Consider the following 21947-nt stretch of genomic DNA (forward strand, 5'->3'; position numbering starts at 1 on the left):
TTATTGATGGCGATGTTCAGTCCCTTTCCAGCCAGTCGCCGCTGTCAATTCGCTGACGCCCGGCCACCGGACGTTGATAAATATACATCCATGCGCTGCCGTAAGGGGTAGAGATTAACCGGCGTGAATATTCCCCCCCGCGTGTTCTCAACGCATCCAGCTCCCCCAGTGTGGTGGCATCAATCCGGTAGACCTCACAATAGACGCTACCTTCTCCCTCAACCACCCCGGGATAGAGCCCCAGATGATAAAGCTCATATCCCTCGGCCCGGTAATCCCCTAACCACTGCGCATTGGTCATCCAGTGACTATTTCCCTGCTTGCGCCTTAAACTGCCATAGACAATTATTCGCATTACTGAAACTCGAACTGATAAAGCAAATCGAGCGCCTGGTCAACGCCAGACACGGCTTCCAAATAGAGTTTAGGCATCAGCCGGTAACGCAGTGTCAGTGTCGCCAGTGAATCAAATAAGCCGACACCATATTTTACCTGCAGTCCCGGCAGGACATATCCACTGACCTGCACTTGCTGACTATCGCCGACACCCGCGGTATCAAGCGCCAGGTTACTGACACCAAAGGTTTCACCAATTTTGCCCATCACCTGTCCGCTTTGTGCAACCCCGAGGCCAATCAAAGCCGATGTCAGCGCATTACTGTCACCATCACTGCCCAGGCCTTGCCCGCGTAACAGATACGACAGGGCTTCCTGCTGTGACATTGCCGGGTCAGAGAACACTTCAACTTTCGGTGCATCTGCCAGACCGGTGACACGAATACCTGCGGTAACATCATCCTCTGTCGCTTCAGGATTACGGATAGCTTCCAGATTGACATAGGGTTCAGAAGGCGGTCCGGAGAACTGTAACTGTCCTTTACGAACCACAAGATCCTGACCATACGCATGGAAGCGTCCTGAAGGGATATTAATCTGTCCATTCAGCCCGAGTCCATTCTTATCCTGTAATACTTTCAAATCTCCGTTCAGCCGGGCATCCAGACCGAAGGCGGACAAACGGACATCATTACCTATATGTATGATTAAATTACTATTAATAGGAATTGCTGTCGTTTTCGGCTTAATAGGCTGTAAATTATCATCCAGCATTACCAGATCTGATGAATTACCGACGGCACTTTGCGGCACGGACTGTACAGTAATTCTTGCCCATGGGATATCCACCCGGCCATCCAGATTAAATGCAGCCGGCGTGGCTTCAAACACCAGGTCCGGAGAAACATCCATTCTGACCATCGGTGGCACGGTGACACGGATCTTTTCCCCTTTCGCCGCAATCTTCGCCCGCCAGTTATCCAGCTGACTCCAGTCTGCATTGCCGGTCAGATTGAGGTTCCCCTGCCGTGTGCCGATCATCCCTTCAAGAGTGGAACTGACACCGTTGAACACCAGCTTCAGGTTGCCGGTGGTCATATCGATCGGCATAAAGTTACCGTTGATATCCACATCGGTCAGTGCAGTCTGGCCGTAGACCCGCGGGTTAGCAAGATTTCCGCCCAGCCGTAACTGACTATTCAGTACCCCCTTGATCTGCTCTCCTGCGGCCAGCACCGGATTAAACAACCCGAGAGAGAAGTTATTGATATTGACGTTACCGCTCAGATTACGGACTTTTTGCGGGTCATTAATCAATATGTTTCCGTCCAGCTGACCGTTATTAGCAATCCGGATCAGCCAGCCAAGTTGCGCCTTACCGTTGACCAGCGACGCCTTCAGGTTCAGGGCATCAAATGCGACAGGCAGAGTTTTCCCCTGAACCTCCTGTTTTACCTCGACCCCTTTACCGTCCAGCACAACATTCCCGGTAGGTAAGCCTGAACCGGCTTTCCAGTTTACGCGGGCATCGCCACTGAACACCCCTTTCAGTTGCGTCGTGCCGGGTAACAGTGGTTTGAGCATCGCTAAATCAACACGGACTAACTGAATACGCGCATGCCCGTCCGCGCCGGCGACAATCGGTTCCGGTACACAGATCTGCGCATCCGGATTCAGCCAGCAATGGCTGCCGACAGTGATACTCTTCAGCGTGTTTTTATAATCCAGACTCACGGCTTTGCTTAAGCGCCAGTCACCCACCGGGGTCGCAAAGCGGGTATTACTGAGAGACCCCTGCCAGCGTTGCTGCTGACGGTCAAAACTGCCCTTCAGGGTTAACTGCCCGGAAACCGGCTTGCCTTCTACCGTCAGTGTGAGCTGATGCTGTTTTTCACTGCCACTGGCATCCAGTACCACACTACGGATATCCAGCGAATCCTGCCGGAGCTGGTTGAGCCGTAAGGCCAGTTTTCCGGCAATCTCTTTTCCGGAACTGACGTTACCTTTCAGACTGAAATCATGGATCTGTAACTGCTGCCAGCGTAATGCCTGGCCCGCGAGGTCGGCCTGAATTTCCGGGGCTTCCAGTGTGCCGCGTGCTTTCACCGACCCTTTCACCCTGCCGCCGAGACCTGGCAGTGCGTTATCCAGGTGCGAGGCGTCAATATCAGCATCGAGACTGATTTTTTTATCCAGCGCCCCTTTAATATCCAGCCGGTTTTGTCCCAGCGCCACGGTCACTCCGGGGATCGTCCACTGGTTATAACTGTTACCCGACAGGGAGCCTTTAACGTTCACCGCATTCTGTTTGACGTTCCCTTTCAGTAATAACGTCGGAACGCTGACCTGCCAGCTTCCGCCATACAGGCTGCCCCGGGTGGTGATCGTCCCGTCGAGACGTGACGGCCATTGCGGGTATTGCTTCGCGGTATTGATGCCGGCCAGCGTCAGTTGGCTGTTCCAGCTGATAGCTTTCGTCCAGTCAACCAGAGCCTTAACATCCGCACTTCCCTGTAATGCACCGATATGCAGTTTATCCAGTGAGAAATGCTGCGTATTCCCTTTCCCGTCCAGCGAAATATCTGCAGGAGGAATAGTGCTGCCCGACACCGAACTCCGGAACGCGATAGTGTAGTCAGTCGCTTTCCCGCCGGCCGTTAATGCCAGATTATTCACCAGCCATTCGGACTGCCCGCTCAGAGGCCAGCGTAATTGCGGGCTGGTCAGACGGAGAGAGAATGGCAGTCCGGTCACGGCAGGCTGAGCCATTGCCTGCAGCTGCGCACGGACAGGGCCGGACAGATTCAGATTCAGGTTCACCTGTTTCTTCGCCGCACCATCGATCAGCAGTCTGACTTTCTGACCCTTCACCGGGGCCATATTCACATCGCTGTTCAGGGTCAGGTTCACCGGCCAGTCACCACTGAGGGTCGCCTGTCCGGTAGCGCTCAGGATCCCCTGCTGTGCATTGATGCGCAGGGTTTGTAAATTTACCTGGTTATCGATGGCCTGAGCATTTAATTGCAGACGGTTCACCGTAATATCGGTGTCTCCCGTCAGGCGCAGGTTTTCACCGAGGATTTCATCAATACGAATATCCAGCGGTAAACGGAATTCAGGAAGGTTGAGCAACGGTTTGGCAAAAAGCCCATTCAGCATGTCTGCCGGTGACTGTTGCGGAACTTTCTCCGCCGCCGGAGCGGTTTTCTCTGTGCCCGGCGCCGCAGGTTTCGCCGGCGTACTGTTGACAGTTTTTGTCGCGACATCGGTCGCCGCACTTGCCACCGCGGTTTTCGCTTTTGGCAGGGCCAGAAGCAGGTTTTCTATCCGGGTCGGGGTCAGCGTCAGCTGACGGCCCTGCCAGTTTAGCCCCGTGGAAAAGCTCCCCAATGAGATGGCGGTGTCATCGACTTTGACATTCACATTCTCTAAAGCCACATGCCGCAGCAGTATCGGATAAGGGGTTGAGATTTCTCCGCTGCCTTTGTCCTCACTTTTGGCGGGCGATGACGGGGCCATTTTGCTGCTATCCACCACCACGCTCACATCTTTCAGCGTGATATCATTAACACAGACCGAGGAGTGGATCAGACATCCGGCATCCAGCGATAAATGCAGCTCGCCACCGGATACACTCACCCCATCCATCTGGTAGCCGAGGCCTTTAATGGTCAGATCTTTCCAGCCACCGTTCACCTGCTGGATCTTCAACCCCGGTACCCAGCGGGCAGCACTATTAAGAACCAGATGCAGTCCCGGTGTTGTCCCGATCAACAACCCGATAATCACTATCAGCAGTAATAAGAATACCAGGATCCCTGTCAGGACTTTCTTCCATAGCGTCATAATTCCGGCCCCAGCCCGATATAAAACTGTAATCCGCGTTCATCTTTATCACCCACCGCACGGGCAATATCCAGTTTAATTGGCCCCACCGGCGAAGCCCAACGGATCCCGACCCCGGTACCGGTTTTGATGTCGGTATCTTTGATATCGTTTACCGCTTCACCGGAATCAAGGAACACGGCGCCCCACCATTTGCCGGTAAAGTTGTACTGATACTCCACCGAACCGGTCGCCATTTTAGAAGCCCCGGTCAGCTTGTCATCGGAATCTCGCGGCGAGACATCTTTATATTTATAACCACGGATACTGCGATCCCCCCCGGCGAAGAAACGTAAATCCGGCGGCACGCGATCAAAGTCATTGGTTTCTATCCAGCCCACATTGCCGCGGAACACAAACCGGTGACGTTCAGCCAGTGTGCGGATCCAGACGTTCTGTGCCTGCAGAATGACAAAATCAATGTCAGAGCCCCAGGTGGTATCAGAAACATCCACAGAGTAACGTTGTGAATCACCCCATGTTGGCATCATACCTCCCCGCGAGCGGGTACGGTTGACGCTGACGCCCGGGTAGAGCAGCATCGTGGTATCCGTGACGGTTCCCTGAGTATAGTGGTCCAGTCTCCAGCGCAGGTTCAGCGCTTTCTGCCAGCCAGAGCTGTTTTCCCAGTAACGGGACGCCGCCAGGGTAGAGGTATCGGCCTTGGTATCATTCAGATCGGTTCGTTTCAGTCCGCCCTGGAAGAGATAGTACTGCTCCAGCGGGCTCTTCAGTAACGGGACTTTGTAACTCATATCCAGTTGCTGTTCAGGCTGAGACAGGTAAGTGCTGAAAGACATACTCTGCCCGTCATCATTCACCCAGGGACGTTTCCAGGTCGCTTTGACATGCGGGCCGACATCGGTGGAATAACCCACCCCGGTTTCGACACTGTTTTTCACCGCGGGGGTCAGTACTGCATCGATAGGTAATACTTTTGTGGTATGTGCTTTAGAAAAATCAGGAGAGGCAACCACGGAACTGAACCAGCCGGTCGCCGATAAGCGACGGTTTAATTCAGCAAGATCCAGCGAACTGTATTTATCGCCCTGATGGAACGGAACCAGACGACGCAGGTATTCCTGACGGATTTGGGCCCCCTGGAAGCTGACATCACCAAAGTGGTAGCGTTTACCGCTGTCATAATCCAGATCCCAGAAGGCCTCTCCCCTGTCGACAGAAACGCCAAGCTGACTTTTTTTAAACTCACCGTCAAAATAGCCATTACGCAGGGCAAGACTTGAGAAACCATTTTTGAAGCTATCATAATCACCCTGATTCAGGATGGTCCCTGTGACAGGCCGGCCTTTTTTTATCCAGGCCTGGTATTCCGGGTCCAGTCTGGCTTCCCCTTCCAGCACGATCGTACTGCCGGCAATTTTGACCGGTGGCCCGGGGTCAACCGTCACTTTAATCACACTGTTTTTTGTGCTCAGTGCTTCAGGTAATGTCTGAAAGGTGATTACCGGCTGAAAATATCCCAGAGCACTGAGGCTTTTTTTGATTGAATCCGTCAAACGTGCCTGAAAGCGACTATCTGCTGAGACTTCCTCACTGGATATGGAGGCGAGACCGAGTCTGACGTTATTTTGTAATTCGCCCGACAAGCCTTCCAGTTGTAACCGAACGGTCGCCGCCTGAATTGCTGGTGCAGCCAGCAGCAACAGTGTCATACCATACAGTGATAAACGTAGACGTGGCACGTAAACTCCTGTTAAAAAACCGTTCTCTTCTGCGGGGAGATTTCCCTGACAGTATGAAATTGCTTAACTACAGCGTAGTCGTCCATTCCGAAACCGGAGAGAAAAACCGATAAAAAATGCTCTCCGCCTGCAGGCAGGTATTGTCTGAAAATGCTCCGGCTAACACAACACCTGAGAACAGATAAAACACTGTTCACCGGTATTTTCCTGTATTTATCTGCCCCGTCGTGCCTTAACCCGGGCAACGTCCGGGGTATCCGCGCACAGAAAACCGGCTAACATTTAATCAATTTTGCCTCTGGCAGGCTCTCTTCGGCTGCTGTTATAATGGGCGCTTCAGGTCATCCTGATGTGTTTCTGTCCGACAAGTGCCCGCCCCGGGTGCGGGACAGACATTTTTGGCGCGGATAGCCCACGGGACTGTGCTGTTGTACGGTAACCCGTGATTGTGTTGCCCAGGCCAAAAATGACAAGAGTATAAAAATTGGATCTCTTATGTTAGATAACTTACTTGTCATCTTATTGTTGATTGTTATTAGTTCTTTTTTCTCTCTTTCTGAAATCTCTCTGGCTGCAGCCCGCAAAATTAAACTGAAATTGCTGGCAGATGACGGTGATGTGCGCGCACAACACATTCTGAAAATGCAGGAATCCCCGGGGATGTTCTTTACCGTGGTACAAATCGGACTGAATGCGGTCGCCATCCTCGGTGGTATCGTTGGTGATTCGGCGTTTTCCCCGGCATTTAACCGGTTATTTTTACGTTTCCTTTCTCCCGAATGGGCAGAACAGCTGAGTTTTATCTGTTCATTTACGATAGTCACCAGCCTGTTTATTTTATTTGCGGATTTAACACCGAAACGTATCGGTATGATTGCCCCGGAAGCTATCGCGTTACGGATTATTCATCCGATGCGGTTTTGCCTGACCGTGTTCCGTCCACTGGTATGGTTCTTTAACGGAATGGCGAACAACATTTTCCGGCTGTTTAAAATTCCGATGGTCCGCAAAGACGATATTACACCCGATGATATCTATGCGGTGGTTGAGGCCGGCGCCCTTGCCGGGGTACTGCGTAAACAGGAACATGAGCTTATTGAAAACGTGTTCGAGCTGGAATCACGCACCGTACCTTCATCCATGACCTCGAGGGAAAATATTGTCTGGTTCGATTTAAACGAAGATGAAGCCACGCTTAAATCGAAAATTGCCCGCCATCCGCACTCCAAGTTCCTGGTCTGTAACAACGATATTGACCACATTATTGGTTATGTGGACTCTAAGGAACTACTGTTACGGGTATTAGGCAATCAGAGTCTGACGCTGAATAGCGGTGTTCAGATCCGCTCGGCACTGATTGTGCCGGATACCTTAACCCTGTCAGAAGCGCTGGAAAGCTTTAAGTCTGCCGGTGAAGACTTTGCCGTGATCATGAACGAATATGCATTAGTGGTAGGGATCATTACGCTGAATGATGTGATGACCACCCTGATGGGAGACCTGGTCGGCCAGGGCTTTGAAGAGCAGATTGTTGCCCGTGACGCGAACTCCTGGCTGGTGGAAGGCGGAACGCCTATCGATGATGTGATGCGGGTTCTGAACATCGATGAGTTCCCGCAATCCGGTAACTACGAAACGATCGGCGGATTTATGATGTATATGCTAAGGAAGATCCCGAAACGTACTGATTTCGTGATGTTTTCCGGCTATAAGTTTGAAGTGGTAGATATCGACAGCTATCGCATCGATCAATTACTGGTCACCCGTATTGACGAGCGCCCTGCCGTTTTACCTGTCGGAAATCTCGCCGCCGAATAATTTCTGCTGCCACGGGGGCGGCATCCGCCCCCGTCATCACTAACGATAATCCGCTTGTAAACGCAGCACCTGCCGGTTGATCTCCGACATCACATTCAGTTGCTGCTTATCCTTCACGACAGGCAGTAACACTCTGCCTTTATCGAAATCGAACGTACCGATACCGCGGATATATAAGCGCCCTTTGAACAAAATCTTGACGTATTTGGCAATCTGCAAAGGGTTATATCGCTGAAAAATCTTCATCCTTTTGATCCTTACTTACTTATGTCCTGTATCACTATGCCCCCTGCACTCAGACTCAGTTGGCACGGTTAAGACAACAGGTTACCGAAAAAGTGCCGCATTACCCATCAGATAAACCACATTTTCGCTATGGATTAGTCTTATATTTTGCATATCGATATTAATACAGGACAAAAATCATAACTGTGCGTTTGTACACAAAGTTTTAACATTTAACCGGAGAGATATTCTGGCGGAAGGATATTGCAATAAAATGAAGGGCGCAGGGCAGCGCCCTCTGCACTCCGGGCCTGGCGACAAGCCTGCCCGCCGCTGCGCGGTACCTTCGCTCACTCATTTGTCCTTGACGGACCGGTCACGATTCGCTCCTGCTCAGCGTGACCTCTCGCCGCGTCCCTGCGGCTCGTCCTGGACGCACTCCCTCGCTCAGCGGTGCGATGTCGCCCGACCAACGGTGCAGATATCCGCGGAAAAGTGGATGTATCTTTTGCAGTAAAAGAAAAGCTGGCAGGTTATAGATATCTGATTTTTTTTTCCCGGGACGGTGAGTGTTCGGTTCATCTGTGGATTTCTATAGTCAGGACAGTGAATATTCCGTTCGCTTTATGTTAAGGCAGGCTGCCTTAGCCCCGCCGGGGGCGACCGGGCAAAGGGCACAGGGCAGCGCCCTCTGCACTCCGGGCCTGGCGACAAGCCTGCCCGCCGCTGCGCGGTACCTTCGCTTACTCATTTGTCCTTTACGGACCGGTCACGATTCGCTCCTGCTCAGCGTGACCTCTCGCCGCGTCCCTGCGGCTCGTCCTGGACATATTCGCTCACTCAGCGGTGCGATGTCGCGGTAAGTCACCGGGTGTAGGATCGGGGAAAACCGGGGGATTATTTCTCAGGTTTATGAGTGATGACTTCGGCTATGGTTTTTTATTCTCAGCACGGTGAATATTCCGTTCGCCTTATTTTCAGAACAGACTCACACGAAACCCCGGATTCAGAAAAGATTCACGCGGCGTATAATCGAGCGTCTTACCTGTCCAGTCAGTCACATGGGCACCGGCCGCTTTAGCAACGGCATGTCCGGCCCCGGTATCCCAGATATTGGTCGGTCCGAAACGCGGATACAATTGCGCTTTCCCCTCCGCCACCAGACAAAATTTCAGCGATGACCCAACGGCAATAGTTTGATGCTCACCTAATTGTTGCAGGTATTCCGCTAATTCCGCATCACCATGGGAACGACTCACTACCACCAGGGGAGGATGGGCTTCCTGTACCCGAATCTGCGTGCGGACCCCGTTCTCTTCTTTCCAGGCTTTTCCCCCGGCAGCCAGATACATCAGGTCACTGGCGGGTGCGTAGACAACGCCCGAGACCGGCACGCCCTGCTCTATCAGCGCGATATTTACGGTAAATTCACCATTACGCTGAATAAACTCTTTCGTGCCGTCCAGCGGGTCAACCAGCCAGTAACGCTGCCAGTGACGGCGCTCCTCCCAGTCCGTCGGTGACTCCTCAGAAAGCACCGGGATCTCCGGGGTGAGCCGGGTCAGCCCGTGAAGGATCACATGATGTGCGGCAATGTCCGCAGCCGTCACCGGCGAATTGTCGGCCTTATGCGAAACTTCGGCAGGATGAGCCGCATTATAAATCTCCATAATTTCCCGTCCGGCATCCCGTGCCAGCTGACAGATTTGTTCCAGCATCATTCACCTCGTTACTTTCGGCACCCCGCGGACAGGTGCGTTATCTTCAGCGTGTTCTGTCAGTGTAACCGATTTTTTTCTTTAACGCAGAGCCAGCGATAGGACGGAGAAGACCCGGCACGCTCAGGTTCAGGGGATAAAAAAAGCCGGTCATCTGACCGGCTTGATTACTGTCCTGAATGCTAATCGCTTACAGGATTTCTAACAGCTCAACTTCAAAGACTAATGTGCTCAGTGGCGGAATAGACGCGCCGGCACCGCGCTCACCGTAGGCCAGCTGCTGAGGGATCACCAGTTCCCATTTAGAACCGACTGGCATCAACGTCAGTGCTTCAATCCAGCCCGCAATCACACCGCTGACCGGGAATTCTGCAGGCTCGCCACGCTGAACCGAACTATCAAAGACCGTTCCGTCGATAAGTTTACCGGTATAATGCACACGTACGCGGTCCTGACGTGAAGGGATAGCACCTTCACCTTGTTTCAGCACCCGGAACTGTAAACCCGATTCGGTGCTGTTCACACCTTCACGCTGACGGTTCTCTTCAAGATATTTCAGGCCTTCTGCTGCCATCTGCTGTGTACGTTCCTGACGAACGGCTTCAGCACGTTCATGCACTTCGCGCAGGGCGCGATGAACGACATCTACAGGCACAGCAGGCGAGTTTCCTTCCAGCGCATCACGCAGACCGGCCAGTAACGCTTCAGGCTGTAAACCCTGTAGACCTGATTCCAGCAGCTGCTGTCCCACTTGCAGACCGATACCATAACTCGCCTGCGCTTCAACGCTATCAAAAGAAAGAGTCGTCATTTCTGTTCCTGATTTATCTACTATATGTGAAACGAAAGCATAACAGCGCATGCTTCCCGGGTAAAACCGAACCTGTCACTGATGACTTTTTTTTGAGAAAGATGAAGAATATGACACTTAAAATGCAGATATCCGTCGTTCTGCTATAAACACTATGACGGTATATCAATCCCCGGGTATCACCCGTGTTATAAGTGAGAAACTCTATGGGCCATTTCGCCCGTCGGCAACACAACGGAATCCGTAACCGTATCACGGAAAAATTAAAGTCATATCAAGGCCTGGTCAGGAAAGAGGTATCCCCGGGCGAGGAAACGGCGATGCGTAAACAGAGAATTAACGGTAGCACAACGTTTGTCAGCACGATGGCGCACTGGCCTGAAAAGCTGCACTGGATGGATCCACTGTCGCTGTTTCACCGCTGGGGTATTTTTGCCGGACTGGTCATGCTGATCGTCGGGGTTCTGCTGCCGGGCGAGAGACAACCGTTCCCGGTGGAACATGCCATCCCACCGTCGTCCACGGTGATGCAGGCACAACTGGATAACTCGCAGGATGCTAACGACGCATCTCCGCCGCCTTCTTCTGATGACCCACAGGGGCAATGGCATCGCTACCATATTGCTGCCGGACAAACGCTGGCCCAGTTATTCCGTGACAATAATTTACCGGTCGGGGATGTCTTTGCCATGGCAGATGTGGAAGACCAGGATAAACCGCTCAGTAACTTACAGACCGGCCAGGAAGTGAGATTACGAATTAATGATCGCGGTACAGTGACCGGACTGACACTGTCCACTAAAAAGGGTCAGGTGCTCTTTGTTCGTCAACAGGATGGCAGTTTTATTCAGGCCCGTTGATCCGCAGCCGCAAAAATGTACGCGCTGAAAACAAAAACGCCGGCACAAGGCCGGCGTTTTTATGTTGTCTGCGATTATGCAGCAACAACGTTAACAACCAGTTTAGCAACAACGTCGCTATGAACCTGGAAATTAACTTCGTACTCACCAGTAGAGCGCAGAACGCCTTCTGATAAACGTACTTCACTTTTAGCAACTTCAACACCCGCTGCAGACACTGCATCAGCAATGTCACGTGCGCCGATAGAACCAAACAGTCTGCCACCGTCACCGGCTTTAGAAGTGATGGTTACAGTACCCAGTGCGTTGATTTTCTCAGCACGGGCATTGGCAGCAGCCTGAGTTTCAGCCTGTTTAGCTTCCAGCTCAGCACGACGAGTTTCGAAAAACTCGATGTTAGTTTTGGTCGCAGGGACAGCTTTGCCCTTTGGTACCAGGAAGTTACGAGCATAGCCCGCTTTAACGTTGACCTGATCACCCAGGTTACCCAGGTTTGTTACTTTATCAAGCAGAATAACTTGCATTACCTTATCCTCTCAAAGTCGTTAATGGACAGTGGCCGATTACTGATGACGATCAGTGTACGGCAGCAGAGACAGGTAGCGCGCGCGCTTGATAGCACGGGCCAGCTGACGCTGGTATTTTGCGCGAGTACCGGTAATACGGCTCGGTACAATTTTGCCACTTTCAGTGATGTAGTTTTTCAGCGTTGCGATATCTTTATAATCGATCTCTTGAACGCCTTCCGCGGTGAAACGGCAGAACTTGCGACGACGGAAATAACGTGCCATTAGGCTAGTCTCCAGAATCTATCAATTCAATCTGCTCGGCATGTAACACCATTTTGCTCTGTCCCGTCGCTGCCTGATGGCAGTGCAGGAAACCGTCAATAATGAGTTGCGTGCCGACCGTTATATGTTGAGTAATCTGCAGGTGTGCTGTACCACTGATAATGACAGGAATACGACACCATGCATGCCGGGATAATCCGGCTTCCTCCTGCATCGATTGGTGCTCAAGCACAAACTGGCAGTGAGGAATTCCTGAGGGGCTGGTCTTTCTGACGACTCTGCCACAGACATTGCCGGACAGACGCAGACGATTCGCCACCGTCATGGATTACTCTTCAGAATCCTCAGCACTTGAGTCATCAGAGGTTTCGTTAGCGAAGTCTTCACGACGATCACGACGTTCTTCTTTCGCTTTAACCATCGGAGATGCTTCAGTTACCGCGTTTTTAACGCGCATAACCATGCTACGGATAACGGCGTCGTTGAAGCGGAAGTTAGTTTCCAGCTCATCGATAACGCTCTGCGGAGCTTCTACGTTCAGCAGAACGTAATGTGCTTTGTGCAGTTTGTTGATCGGGTAAGCCAGCTGACGGCGGCCCCAGTCTTCCAGACGATGGATCGTGCCTTCAGCACCAGTGATAGCACCAGTGTAACGCTCGATCATGCCAGGAACCTGCTCGCTCTGGTCAGGATGGACCATAAATACGATTTCGTAATGACGCATCGGTTGCTCCTTACGGATTATTCAGCCTCCTGTCAGGGTCAGCCGCGGCCCATGGAAGCAAGGAACGTGTTAAAATGCGGCTGAAAAATTGACGCGTAATAATACTTATATGGTGCCTGAAACTCAAGCAAATAAATCGCTAAATCACACGGCAGAGAGAAACAGCCACACGGCCTGATACGCTCCTCCGTTACACAGGCAGCAGAATTCCCTTTACGCCCGGTAATTCACGGAATTCACGATATACTTAAACTCACATGATGACGGACCGGGGATATTATGAAATTTCGCACAATGGCTCTTCTGACTACCCTTTGCTGTACGGGGATCTCTTTTACCGCTCTGGCTCAGACGCCCACACTGAGCAGTCTGGTGGCCAGTCAGCAGGGGGGCAGCGCCTTTTCTAAACTGATTGCCCATCAGCACCTGCCGGACTGGATAATCAAAGGCGGCGTTGAAAGTCCGATGCAGCAGGTGACGCTTAAGGGGGTCACTTATCAGGTATACAGTGCCTGCAAACCCCATGATTGTGCCAGCGAGAATTTTGCGCTGATTTACTCGCCCGCCGATAATACGATGAGTGGCCTGTTCGCCCGTAACAACGAAGCCCGCCATCGTGAAGAGTTACAGTGGCTGAATATCAGTGATGCCCTGTCGATTGACGGGAAAACCGTTTTATATGCGGCCCTCAGCGGCAGCCTGGCGAATCATCCGCAGGCGTTTAACTACACGGACAAATAATCCGTGTCCTGCCAACACGTCCGGTCGTCCGGGGCCTGAGATGCATCGGCTGATATTGACGGTCTTCCTGATTTTCGGGCTCAGCGGCTGCGCGTTACTGACGCCGGCTCCGGCCCCCCGCCCTCCTCTGCAGCCCTATGCTCAGGAGCTGAGCCAAAACATGACATACGACCTGTGTAAAACCGCAGAGGTACATGTGGTTGTCAGGGGGTCACCGGATGATGCACAGAGGGCTTTCGCAGAAAAAGCTAACCGGACGGGTGTCCGCTGGTATCGCATTATAATGACCAGTGAAACGGTCATTCCGGGGCAGTGGTACGGGGAGGCAATCTTCTACGGAACCTATGCCGGTTCCTGTGCAGTGAGCGTTCCACAGCCCTGAGCGGGCTGCGGAGCACTGCCCGGCAAATCAGCTCTGACGCTGACGCACGGCTTCAAACAGGCAAATCCCTGTCGCCACCGAGACATTCAGTGAAGACACACTACCTGCCATCGGGATACTGATCAGTTCATCGCAATGTTCCCGGGTCAGACGGCGCATTCCTTCACCCTCAGCCCCCATCACCAGCGCCATCGGGCCGGTCATTTTGCTCTGATACAACGTATGATCGGCTTCACCTGCGGTGCCGACAATCCAGATATGGTATTCCTGCAACAGACGCATCGTACGCGCCAGGTTAGTCACACGGATAAGCGGAACCGTCTCCGCCGCACCGCAGGCCACTTTTTTGGCAGTCGCATTCAGCGAGGCAGAACGATCTTTCGGCACAATAACGGCATGTACCCCGGCAGCATCCGCACTGCGCAGACAAGCGCCCAGGTTATGGGGATCGGTCACACCGTCGAGGATCAACAAAAACGGCTGTTCGGTTTTTTCCAGCAGATCCGGAAGGTCGCCTTCCTGGTACTGGCGGCCGGGTTTTACCAGCGCCACAATGCCCTGATGCACAGCACCTTCGGCTTTGCTGTCCAGCCACTGACGGGTTGTCACCTGAACAGCAACCCCCTGAGTTTCCAGTGCGGAGACCAGCGGTTGCAGGCGACGATCATCGCGTCCTTTCAGAATATAAACTTCCTGAAAACGCTGAGGATCACGCTCCAGTAAGGCTTCAACGGCATGAATGCCAAAAATTATTTCGCTCATAACTCAGTTCAATGGTTAGACGTTAAATACCAGGCACAGATCCCCGACGGGGACCTGTGCTGTTGAAATCAGTCCGCTTTTTTAGTCGCAGACTTATCTTTTTTTGCTGCCCGCTTCGCTTTGGTCGCGGCGGCGATTTTACGTGTTTTCTCCGAGACTTTTTTAACTTTCTTCACCGGAGCTTCTGTCGCACTTTCTTTCGCCGCAGGCTTCTTCTTGCCGCGTTTTTTGCCGGACTTTTTCTTCTCACTCCGGAAGGTTTCATCCGCTTCGAAGTTAGCCCCTGAACGCGCCCCCTTGCGGCTTTTACCCGCCGTGGTACCCGCTTTGGCATCTTTTTCACGCGCCGTTTTTCCTGCACCGCGTGGCTGACGTTTGCTGGAAATCAGTGCGAAATCGATTTTACGCTCATCCATATGGACAGCTTCAACACGGACTTCAACAATATCGCCCAGACGATAGGTATGTGCGCCGGACTCGCCGATCAGCCGCTGACCGACCGGGTCAAACCGGTAATAGTCATTGTCCAGGCTCGAGACGTGTACCAGACCATCAATAAACAGGTCGCTCAGACGGACAAAGAAACCGAACCCGGTCACGCTCGAGATAACACCACTGAAGGTATTCCCGACCTGGTCCTGCATGAAATCACATTTCAGCCAGTCTGCCACATCGCGGGTAGCCTCATCGGCACGACGCTCGGTCAGGGAACAATGCTGACCCAGCTGCAGCATCTGTTGCATATCATAGTGATAGCCGCCGGTCGGTGTCGTGTTCCCCTGCAGTTCATTGGCATTTTTAGCCAGCAGGTATTTAATCGCCCGGTGCAGTAATAAGTCAGGGTAGCGGCGGATAGGCGATGTAAAGTGTGCATAGGAGGTCAATGCCAGACCAAAGTGACCGCGGTTTTCCGGGTCATAGACCGCCTGTTTCATGGAACGCAGCAGCATAGTTTGCAGCATTTCCGCATCCGGACGTCCCGCGATCTTCTCCAGCAATTCCGAATAATCCACAGGTGCCGGTTTTGTGCCGCCAGACAGAGTCAGGCCCAGTTCACTCAATACGGTACGGAAGCTTTTGATGCTGTCATCTGAAGGACGATCATGGTCACGGAACAGCGCCGGTTCCTGATATTTTTCGACAAAACGTGCCGAGGCGATATTCGCCAGGATCATGCATTCTTCAATCAGCTTATGAGCATCGTTACGGGCGGTTCGCTCGACCCGCTCGATACGGCGATCGGCATTAAAGATGAACTTCGCTTCTTCCGTTTCGAAAGAAATACCGCCACGCTGAGCACGGGCCTGTTCCAGCACCTGATACATACGGTGCAATTCTTCCAGGTCGCCGACCAGCGGAGCATACTGTTCGCGCAGCTCTTCATTGCCCTGCAGGATATTCCACACTTTGGTATAGGTCAGACGCGCATGCGAATTCATGACCGCTTCATAGTGCTTATAGCCACTGAGTTTACCACTGGCAGAGATGGTCATTTCACAGACCATACACAGACGGTCGACCTGAGGATTGAGCGAGCACAGTCCGTTGGACAGGACCTCCGGCAGCATGGGTACGACCTGCGAAGGGAAGTAAACCGATGTGCCACGAGCCTGGGCTTCGTTATCAAGCTCGGTCCCGGGACGTACGTAGTAGCTGACATCCGCGATAGCCACCCACAGACGCCAGCCGCCACCGCGTTTTTTCTGGCAGTAAACGGCATCGTCAAAGTCGCGGGCATCTTCACCATCAATGGTGACCAGGGGTAACTGGCGCAGGTCCACCCGTCCGGCTTTCGCCTTTTCCGGGACCTGTTCACTGAGCGCCGCCATTTGCTGTTCAACGGCTTCCGGCCAGTCATGAGGAATTTCATGGGTCCGTAAGGCCATATCCACAGCAAGCCCGGTGCCCATATTATCCCCGAGGATTTCAATCACCCGGCCAATCGCTTTTGCTCTGCGGGTCGGTCGTTTTTCCAGTTCCACCACCACGACAGCGCCCATACGGGCATTCTGCGTATGCTCCGGCTCAATCAGAATATCAAAGCTCAGGCGGCTATCATCCGGCACCACAAATCCGGCCCCGGCATCGACAAAATAACGCCCGACGATCTGGTTGTTACGGGGTTCAACGACCCGGACTACCCGGGCTTCGCGGCGACCACGACGGTCTGCACCGGCCGCCTGCGCCAGAATAATGTCGCCATGCATGCAGAACTTCATCTGCTCAGCCGACAAATAGAGATCATCTTTCGCGTTTTCGAGTCTCAGGAAGCCATAGCCATCACGATGGCCGATGACTTTTCCGCGCAGCAGATCCAGCCGTTCCGGCAAGGCATAGCACTGACGACGGGTAAAGACCAGCTGACCGTCTCTTTCCATCGCACGGAGACGACGACGCAGCGCTTCGGTTTGTTCTTCGCTGGTGATATTGAGTTCCTGTGCCAGCTCATCGCGGCGGGCAGGTTTCTCGCGTTTTTCCAGATGCGCAAGGATAAACTCCCTGCTGGGGATCGGGTTTTCGTATTTTTCCGCTTCCCGTTGCTGAAAAGGGTCTTGTGACATAGGTACCTCCGATGTCATGAATGTGTCGTTACCACAGCGGCATCCGTGATAAGAATTTTATATAAATTGTTGTTATCTCTAACGATATCCGCAAGCGTATAGGTGTCCAGTTCTTTCAGAAATTGTTCCATTGCATTATGTAACGCTGCTTTCAGGCGGCAAGCCGGGGTAATAGCACACTCATCACAATTCACTAACTGCAAAGGCTCCAGTTGCCGGACAACGCGGCCCAGATTTATCGCCTCTGCACGCATCCCGAGACGGATCCCGCCATGTTTACCGCGACTGGTCTGCACAAAGCCTTCATGGCTCAGCTGATTAATAATTTTGACCATATGATGCCGTGAAACCCCGTAGACATCTGTCACCTCAGTGATACTGGTCATCTGGCCTTCAGGCAATGTCGCCATAAAAATTAATGCCCGAAGAGCGTAATCTGTAAAGCTGGTTAGCTGCACTGTATCCCCGGAATGTGTACCGAACAAAAACCGATGCACGGCTGGTAAGCAAAAGGCATCTCTGTGTACTGATAATAAACCAGAGTCCGGATTTGCGGAGAATTATTTAAGTAACCGATGAACTTGATCAGCAAACAGAGGGAAAGAGCAGTTGATAGCAGGAGAGACAAAGGCCGGAAAACTTCCGGCCAGAGTATGATTAAGCATCAAACGGGTCGCGTAAAATCATCGTTTCACTGCGATCGGGACCGGTAGAAATAATATCGATCGGTACGCCGGTAAGTTCTTCAATACGCTTAATATAATTGTGCGCTGCCTGCGGTAACCCTTCAGGCGTTTTCACACCGAAAGTACTCTCCGTCCAGCCTGGCATTGATTCGTAAATCGGCTCAATACCTTCCCAGCCTTCTGCAGCCAGTGGAGTGGTCGTCACTTCACGGCCATCAGGCATACGGTATCCGACACAAATTTTGACGGTCTCTAATCCATCCAGCACGTCCAGTTTGGTCAGGCAGAAACCGGATAATGAGTTGATCTGCACTGCACGGCGGACAGCAACCGCGTCCAGCCAGCCGGTACGACGACGACGACCCGTCGTTGCGCCAAACTCATTACCTTTCTGCCCCAGGTACTCACCGACATCGTCAAACAGTTCGGTCGGGAAAGGACCTCCACCCACACGGGTAGAATAGGCTTTAACAATTCCCAGCACGTAATCTACGTAACGCGGCCCCAGTCCGGAACCTGTCGCGACACCACCTGCGGTCGTGTTTGAAGAGGTGACATACGGGTAGGTACCGTGGTCAATATCCAGCAGTGTCCCCTGTGCCCCTTCAAACATCACCAGATCACCGCGTTTACGCGCGTTGTCCAGTAATTCAGAAACATCCACCACCATTCCGGTCAGGATGTCAGCAATCGCCAGTACGTCGTTCAGTACTTTGTCGTAATCAACGGCTTCGGCTTTGTAGTAATGGACCAGCTGGAAATTATAATACTCAACAATTTCTTTCAGCTTGACGGCAAAGGTTTCTTTATCAAAAAGGTCACCGACACGCAGACCACGACGGGCAACTTTATCTTCGTACGCAGGACCGATGCCGCGTCCTGTAGTACCGATAGCTTTATCGCCACGGGCTTTTTCACGTGCCAGATCCATCGCGACATGATACTGAAGGATCAGCGGGCAGGCTTCGGATAACAGGAGACGTTCGCGTACCGGAATTCCGCGATCTTCCAGGCCTTTCATCTCTTTCATCAGAGCTTCAGGTGATAATACGACGCCGTTACCAATGATGCTGATAACGTTTTCACGCAGAATACCTGATGGAATTAAGTGGAGGACGGTTTTTTCACCGTTGATGACAAGTGTGTGACCGGCATTGTGGCCCCCCTGGTAGCGGACAACATAATTAGCACGTTCAGTCAGAAGATCTACGATTTTACCTTTGCCTTCGTCACCCCATTGGGTGCCAAGGACGACAACGTTCTTACCCATTTTCCAAAACCACCGATTGCTTAAAAAAGGATTCTACCATCTGAAAAATTCACTTTCAGCATTTTTAGCATACGATTGCGCACTTTTTTTGACGCAATTTTCATCATACTGTTATCTGCAGCATCCCGTCACAGGCCGCAACACCCGCCCTTTCCGGTAATCAGCGGCTCACCATGTAATAGATAACGATGCCAGCCACCACCAGCCCGCCGCCAAAACGACGCAGTAAGGTATCCGGTAATCGAGTCATCGCGGCAATAAATTTTCGCCAGCCGCCCGGATATAACATCGGGCCCAGCCCTTCAAGCACCAATACCAGGGCCAGCGCCGTCCATATTGTTGAATTCATACTCTCCATCCAATAAAAAAGGCCGGCGAAGGGCCGGCCTGAACATTTAATACCGTCTGTCAGTGAGTCGTCTGAGCGGGTGATTTCATAAAGCGCAGGAAATCACTGTCCGGGCTCATCACGATCACGTCACGATCACCTTTAAAGCTATTTTCATAAGCACGCAGACTTCTGATAAAGGTAAAGAAGTCCGGATCTTTACTGAAGGCATCCGCGAACAGTTTCGTCGCTTCTGCATCCCCTTCACCCCGGGTGATCAGCGCCTGACGCTGCGCTTCAGCCAGTGTTTTTGTCACCTGATAATCCGCCTGGGCGCGAATTTTTTCCGCTTCTTCCTGCCCCTGCGAGCGCTGGCTACGGGCAACAGATTCACGCTCCGCACGCATACGGTTATAAATCGCATCCGAAACTTCAGCCGGCAGGTTGATTTGTTTGATGCGGACATCAACAACATCGATACCCAGTGCCGCCATACTGTTCGGATTCACGGCCGCGACTTTGCCCTGAGTTTCTTTCTCTACCCGGGCTGCCGCACTGGCGATAGCATCGTCTGCGGCCGGAGTCTGAACTTCATCATCCGTTCCGGCACTCCCGGTATTCAGTGCATCACGCACATCCGTTGTCAGACGACCCCGTGAATCAGTGACAATATCTTTCACATCCAGCCGGCCCATTTCTGAGCGCAGACGGTCACTAAACTTACGCTTCAGTAACAGCTCCGCCTGAGAAATATCGCCGCCGCCGGTCGCCAGATAGTAACGGCTGAAATCACTGATACGCCATTTAATATAGGAATCGACAATCAGATCTTTCTTCTCTTTGGTGACAAAACGATCCGCCTGGTTATCCATGGTCTGAATACGCGCATCGAGGGTTTTTACTGTTTCAAAGAACGGGATTTTGAAATGCAGGCCTGGCGAATAGACCAGAGGCTTGTTTTCATTATCGCGTAATACTTTACCAAAGCGAACAACGATCCCCCGCTGCCCTTCCGGCACAATAAACATTGAGGTAAACAGCAGGACCAGCACGACCACTGCGACAACTATTACAGATTTACGCATTATTCCTCTCCTTCGCGCAGGCCATCATTACGCAGTGCATTCGCTCTGCGCTGATCCATAATGCTTTCCGTCGACAATGACGACGCTTCACGACGTGCATTGGTTGCCGAAGAAGTCGCTGATGGCGCTTTTAACGGAGGTACTGTTTTACGGGTCCCGTTACTTTGCGCCGACGATCCGCCATTCATTAATTGATCAAGGGGCAGTACCATCAGGTTATTACTCTTATCACCGACCACCACTTTACGGGTTTCGGATAATACCCGCTCCATCGTATCGATATACAGACGCTCTTTGGTTATCTGAGGGGCTGCTTTATATTCCGGCAGAATTTCTGAGAAACGAGCGACTTCCCCCTGCGCTTCCAGGACTGTCCGCTCTTTATATGCACGGGCTTCCTCCAGAATACGCTGGGCCTGGCCATTTGCCCTTGGCTGGACTTCGTTCGCATATGCCTCGGCTTCACGCACGTACTGTTCACGGTTTTCCCGGGCAGCAATTGCATCATCAAACGCGGCTTTCACCTGCTCCGGAGGACGGGCCGCCTGGAAGTTCACATCCAGGATGCTGATCCCCATATGGTAAGGACGGATTGTCTCTTCGATTTCACGCTGGGTTTCACTGCGTACTACCGTACGCCCTTCCGTCAGCACGCGATCCATCGTCGAGCGACCAATGACGCCACGTAAGGCACTGTCTGTCGCCTGGCGCAGACTGTCATCGGCATCGGTGACGGAATAGAGATACTGTTCCGGATCGGTGACCTGGTATTGCACGTTCATTTCCACATGCACCACGTTTTCATCAGACGTCAGCATCGCACCTGAGGTGGCAAGCTCTCTGACCGCTTCAACGTTCACGGCACGCACATGGTCGATAAAGGTCGGCTTCCAGTTCAGCCCGGGTTCAACCAGATGACTGAACTTACCAAAACGGGTCACTACCCCACGCTCTGCTTCACCGATAGTGTAAAAACCACTGGCTGCCCAAACAACCACCGCTACAAGTACAACCACGCCGGCGATTTTCCCGCCCGGCTGGCCGGCACCGCCCGATTTTGATCCGCCAAATTTTCCCAGTTTTTCGCTGAGTTTACGGAAAATATCGTCCAAATCAGGGGGGCCCTGATCACGCCCGCCACGATTACCCCCGGAGTTGCCGCCTTTTTTATTGCTGCTCCCCCACGGGTCGCGGTCCTGTCCGTTATTACCGGGCTGATTCCACGCCATGCTTATACTCCATTTATAGTAATTGCGGTGAA

Annotated in this window: 21 protein-coding genes; 4 read left to right on the forward strand and 17 right to left on the reverse strand. The window is 52.3% G+C overall.

Annotation, left to right across the window (positions count from 1 at the left end; genetic code table 11):
- Positions 1-16 precede the first annotated feature (16 nt).
- From JK223_RS05375 to JK223_RS05385, 3 genes are read right to left on the reverse strand one after another with little or no spacing between them, the layout of a single operon-like run.
- The gene (locus JK223_RS05375; protein WP_212713184.1) at positions 17-355 is read right to left on the reverse strand and encodes a gamma-glutamylcyclotransferase; all 339 of its coding nucleotides are present in this window, start codon (positions 353-355) and stop codon (positions 17-19) included.
- Entirely contained in the window at positions 355-4182 is a 3828-nt protein-coding gene (locus tag JK223_RS05380; protein ID WP_212713185.1) for a translocation/assembly module TamB domain-containing protein, read from the reverse strand. Before JK223_RS05380 ends, JK223_RS05375 begins: the two co-directional genes overlap by 1 nt.
- Positions 4179-5894: an autotransporter assembly complex family protein gene (locus JK223_RS05385; protein WP_249213498.1), complete on the reverse strand. Its 1716-nt coding sequence runs from the start codon at positions 5892-5894 to the stop codon at positions 4179-4181. The genes JK223_RS05380 and JK223_RS05385 overlap by 4 nt, the downstream gene beginning before the upstream one ends.
- A 525-nt stretch (positions 5895-6419) precedes the next feature.
- Between JK223_RS05385 and JK223_RS05390 the strand changes: the two genes are divergently transcribed.
- On the forward strand, positions 6420-7742 hold the full coding sequence (locus tag JK223_RS05390; protein ID WP_212713187.1) for a hemolysin family protein: 1323 nt from the start codon (positions 6420-6422) through the stop codon (positions 7740-7742).
- 39 nt (positions 7743-7781) lie between these two features.
- On the opposite strand, the gene JK223_RS05395 is transcribed toward JK223_RS05390, so the two are convergent.
- The 3 genes from JK223_RS05395 to fklB form a co-directional block, all read right to left on the reverse strand.
- Positions 7782-7988, reverse strand: coding sequence for a DUF1107 domain-containing protein (locus tag JK223_RS05395; protein ID WP_212713188.1), 207 nt, complete (start codon positions 7986-7988; stop codon positions 7782-7784).
- Positions 7989-8944: 956 nt separating this feature from the next.
- A complete protein-coding gene (cysQ, locus tag JK223_RS05400) occupies positions 8945-9685 on the reverse strand; it encodes a 3'(2'),5'-bisphosphate nucleotidase CysQ (RefSeq protein ID WP_212713226.1) in 741 nt (246 codons plus the stop codon).
- 190 nt (positions 9686-9875) lie between these two features.
- Positions 9876-10496, reverse strand: a complete 621-nt coding sequence (gene fklB / locus JK223_RS05405) for an FKBP-type peptidyl-prolyl cis-trans isomerase (protein ID WP_212713189.1) — start codon at positions 10494-10496, stop codon at positions 9876-9878.
- A 320-nt stretch (positions 10497-10816) separates the two neighbouring features.
- Between fklB and JK223_RS05410 the strand changes: the two genes are divergently transcribed.
- Positions 10817-11356: a LysM-like peptidoglycan-binding domain-containing protein gene (locus JK223_RS05410; RefSeq protein WP_212713190.1), complete on the forward strand. Its 540-nt coding sequence runs from the start codon at positions 10817-10819 to the stop codon at positions 11354-11356.
- A gap of 74 nt (positions 11357-11430) precedes the next feature.
- Here JK223_RS05410 and rplI read toward each other — a convergent pair whose 3' ends face one another.
- Genes rplI through rpsF form a run of 4 tightly spaced genes read right to left on the reverse strand, consistent with a single transcriptional unit; the run spans position 11431 to position 12871 of the window.
- Positions 11431-11880, reverse strand: coding sequence for a 50S ribosomal protein L9 (gene rplI / locus JK223_RS05415; RefSeq protein WP_212713191.1), 450 nt, complete (start codon positions 11878-11880; stop codon positions 11431-11433).
- 39 nt (positions 11881-11919) lie between these two features.
- Positions 11920-12147, reverse strand: coding sequence for a 30S ribosomal protein S18 (gene rpsR / locus JK223_RS05420; RefSeq protein ID WP_000135199.1), 228 nt, complete (start codon positions 12145-12147; stop codon positions 11920-11922).
- Between the two features lie 4 nt (positions 12148-12151).
- Positions 12152-12472 carry a primosomal replication protein N gene (gene priB, locus JK223_RS05425; protein WP_212713192.1) on the reverse strand — a complete coding sequence of 107 codons (321 nt, stop codon included), beginning with the start codon at positions 12470-12472 and terminating at the stop codon, positions 12152-12154.
- Positions 12473-12475: 3 nt separating this feature from the next.
- On the reverse strand, positions 12476-12871 hold the full coding sequence (gene rpsF, locus JK223_RS05430) for a 30S ribosomal protein S6 (protein WP_025901094.1): 396 nt from the start codon (positions 12869-12871) through the stop codon (positions 12476-12478).
- A gap of 279 nt (positions 12872-13150) precedes the next feature.
- Between rpsF and JK223_RS05435 the strand changes: the two genes are divergently transcribed.
- A complete protein-coding gene (locus JK223_RS05435; RefSeq protein WP_212713193.1) occupies positions 13151-13612 on the forward strand; it encodes an Ivy family c-type lysozyme inhibitor in 462 nt (153 codons plus the stop codon).
- Between the two features lie 40 nt (positions 13613-13652).
- Positions 13653-13994: a biofilm peroxide resistance protein BsmA gene (bsmA, locus tag JK223_RS05440; RefSeq protein WP_212713194.1), complete on the forward strand. Its 342-nt coding sequence runs from the start codon at positions 13653-13655 to the stop codon at positions 13992-13994.
- A 27-nt stretch (positions 13995-14021) separates the two neighbouring features.
- Here the strand turns inward: bsmA and rlmB are convergent, their stop codons facing one another.
- The 7 genes from rlmB to hflK all read right to left on the reverse strand — a co-directional run bounded on the left by rlmB (position 14022) and on the right by hflK (position 21915).
- Positions 14022-14756 carry a 23S rRNA (guanosine(2251)-2'-O)-methyltransferase RlmB gene (gene rlmB, locus JK223_RS05445; RefSeq protein ID WP_025901091.1) on the reverse strand — a complete coding sequence of 245 codons (735 nt, stop codon included), beginning with the start codon at positions 14754-14756 and terminating at the stop codon, positions 14022-14024.
- A gap of 68 nt (positions 14757-14824) precedes the next feature.
- The gene (rnr, locus tag JK223_RS05450; RefSeq protein ID WP_212713195.1) at positions 14825-17317 is read right to left on the reverse strand and encodes a ribonuclease R; all 2493 of its coding nucleotides are present in this window, start codon (positions 17315-17317) and stop codon (positions 14825-14827) included.
- Positions 17318-17331: 14 nt separating this feature from the next.
- Positions 17332-17775 (reverse strand): nitric oxide-sensing transcriptional repressor NsrR, encoded by a 444-nt coding sequence (gene nsrR / locus JK223_RS05455; protein WP_212713196.1) that lies wholly within the window; start codon positions 17773-17775, stop codon positions 17332-17334.
- Positions 17776-17974: 199 nt separating this feature from the next.
- Positions 17975-19273 (reverse strand): adenylosuccinate synthase, encoded by a 1299-nt coding sequence (locus JK223_RS05460; protein ID WP_212713197.1) that lies wholly within the window; start codon positions 19271-19273, stop codon positions 17975-17977.
- 160 nt (positions 19274-19433) lie between these two features.
- A complete protein-coding gene (locus JK223_RS05465) occupies positions 19434-19622 on the reverse strand; it encodes a DUF2065 domain-containing protein (protein WP_212713198.1) in 189 nt (62 codons plus the stop codon).
- A 59-nt stretch (positions 19623-19681) separates the two neighbouring features.
- The gene (hflC, locus tag JK223_RS05470) at positions 19682-20686 is read right to left on the reverse strand and encodes a protease modulator HflC (RefSeq protein ID WP_212713199.1); all 1005 of its coding nucleotides are present in this window, start codon (positions 20684-20686) and stop codon (positions 19682-19684) included.
- Positions 20686-21915, reverse strand: coding sequence for an FtsH protease activity modulator HflK (gene hflK, locus JK223_RS05475; RefSeq protein ID WP_212713200.1), 1230 nt, complete (start codon positions 21913-21915; stop codon positions 20686-20688). Before hflK ends, hflC begins: the two co-directional genes overlap by 1 nt.
- Positions 21916-21947 lie beyond the last annotated feature (32 nt).

The organism is Tatumella sp. JGM118, assembly GCF_018257515.1.
In the GTDB taxonomy this organism is placed as follows: domain Bacteria; phylum Pseudomonadota; class Gammaproteobacteria; order Enterobacterales; family Enterobacteriaceae; genus Tatumella; species Tatumella terrea.

Coding starts and splice junctions, on each gene's coding strand:
- JK223_RS05375 (WP_212713184.1), bottom strand. CDS start 355: ATGCGAATAATTGTCTATGGCAGTTTAAGGCGCAAGCAGGGAAATAGT.
- JK223_RS05380 (WP_212713185.1), bottom strand. CDS start 4,182: ATGACGCTATGGAAGAAAGTCCTGACAGGGATCCTGGTATTCTTATTA.
- JK223_RS05385 (WP_249213498.1), bottom strand. CDS start 5,894: ATGACACTGTTGCTGCTGGCTGCACCAGCAATTCAGGCGGCGACCGTT.
- JK223_RS05390 (WP_212713187.1), top strand. CDS start 6,420: ATGTTAGATAACTTACTTGTCATCTTATTGTTGATTGTTATTAGTTCT.
- JK223_RS05395 (WP_212713188.1), bottom strand. CDS start 7,988: ATGAAGATTTTTCAGCGATATAACCCTTTGCAGATTGCCAAATACGTC.
- cysQ (WP_212713226.1), bottom strand. CDS start 9,685: ATGCTGGAACAAATCTGTCAGCTGGCACGGGATGCCGGACGGGAAATT.
- fklB (WP_212713189.1), bottom strand. CDS start 10,496: ATGACGACTCTTTCTTTTGATAGCGTTGAAGCGCAGGCGAGTTATGGT.
- JK223_RS05410 (WP_212713190.1), top strand. CDS start 10,817: ATGCGTAAACAGAGAATTAACGGTAGCACAACGTTTGTCAGCACGATG.
- rplI (WP_212713191.1), bottom strand. CDS start 11,880: ATGCAAGTTATTCTGCTTGATAAAGTAACAAACCTGGGTAACCTGGGT.
- rpsR (WP_000135199.1), bottom strand. CDS start 12,147: ATGGCACGTTATTTCCGTCGTCGCAAGTTCTGCCGTTTCACCGCGGAA.
- priB (WP_212713192.1), bottom strand. CDS start 12,472: ATGACGGTGGCGAATCGTCTGCGTCTGTCCGGCAATGTCTGTGGCAGA.
- rpsF (WP_025901094.1), bottom strand. CDS start 12,871: ATGCGTCATTACGAAATCGTATTTATGGTCCATCCTGACCAGAGCGAG.
- JK223_RS05435 (WP_212713193.1), top strand. CDS start 13,151: ATGAAATTTCGCACAATGGCTCTTCTGACTACCCTTTGCTGTACGGGG.
- bsmA (WP_212713194.1), top strand. CDS start 13,653: ATGCATCGGCTGATATTGACGGTCTTCCTGATTTTCGGGCTCAGCGGC.
- rlmB (WP_025901091.1), bottom strand. CDS start 14,756: ATGAGCGAAATAATTTTTGGCATTCATGCCGTTGAAGCCTTACTGGAG.
- rnr (WP_212713195.1), bottom strand. CDS start 17,317: ATGTCACAAGACCCTTTTCAGCAACGGGAAGCGGAAAAATACGAAAAC.
- JK223_RS05460 (WP_212713197.1), bottom strand. CDS start 19,273: ATGGGTAAGAACGTTGTCGTCCTTGGCACCCAATGGGGTGACGAAGGC.
- JK223_RS05465 (WP_212713198.1), bottom strand. CDS start 19,622: ATGAATTCAACAATATGGACGGCGCTGGCCCTGGTATTGGTGCTTGAA.
- hflC (WP_212713199.1), bottom strand. CDS start 20,686: ATGCGTAAATCTGTAATAGTTGTCGCAGTGGTCGTGCTGGTCCTGCTG.
- hflK (WP_212713200.1), bottom strand. CDS start 21,915: ATGGCGTGGAATCAGCCCGGTAATAACGGACAGGACCGCGACCCGTGG.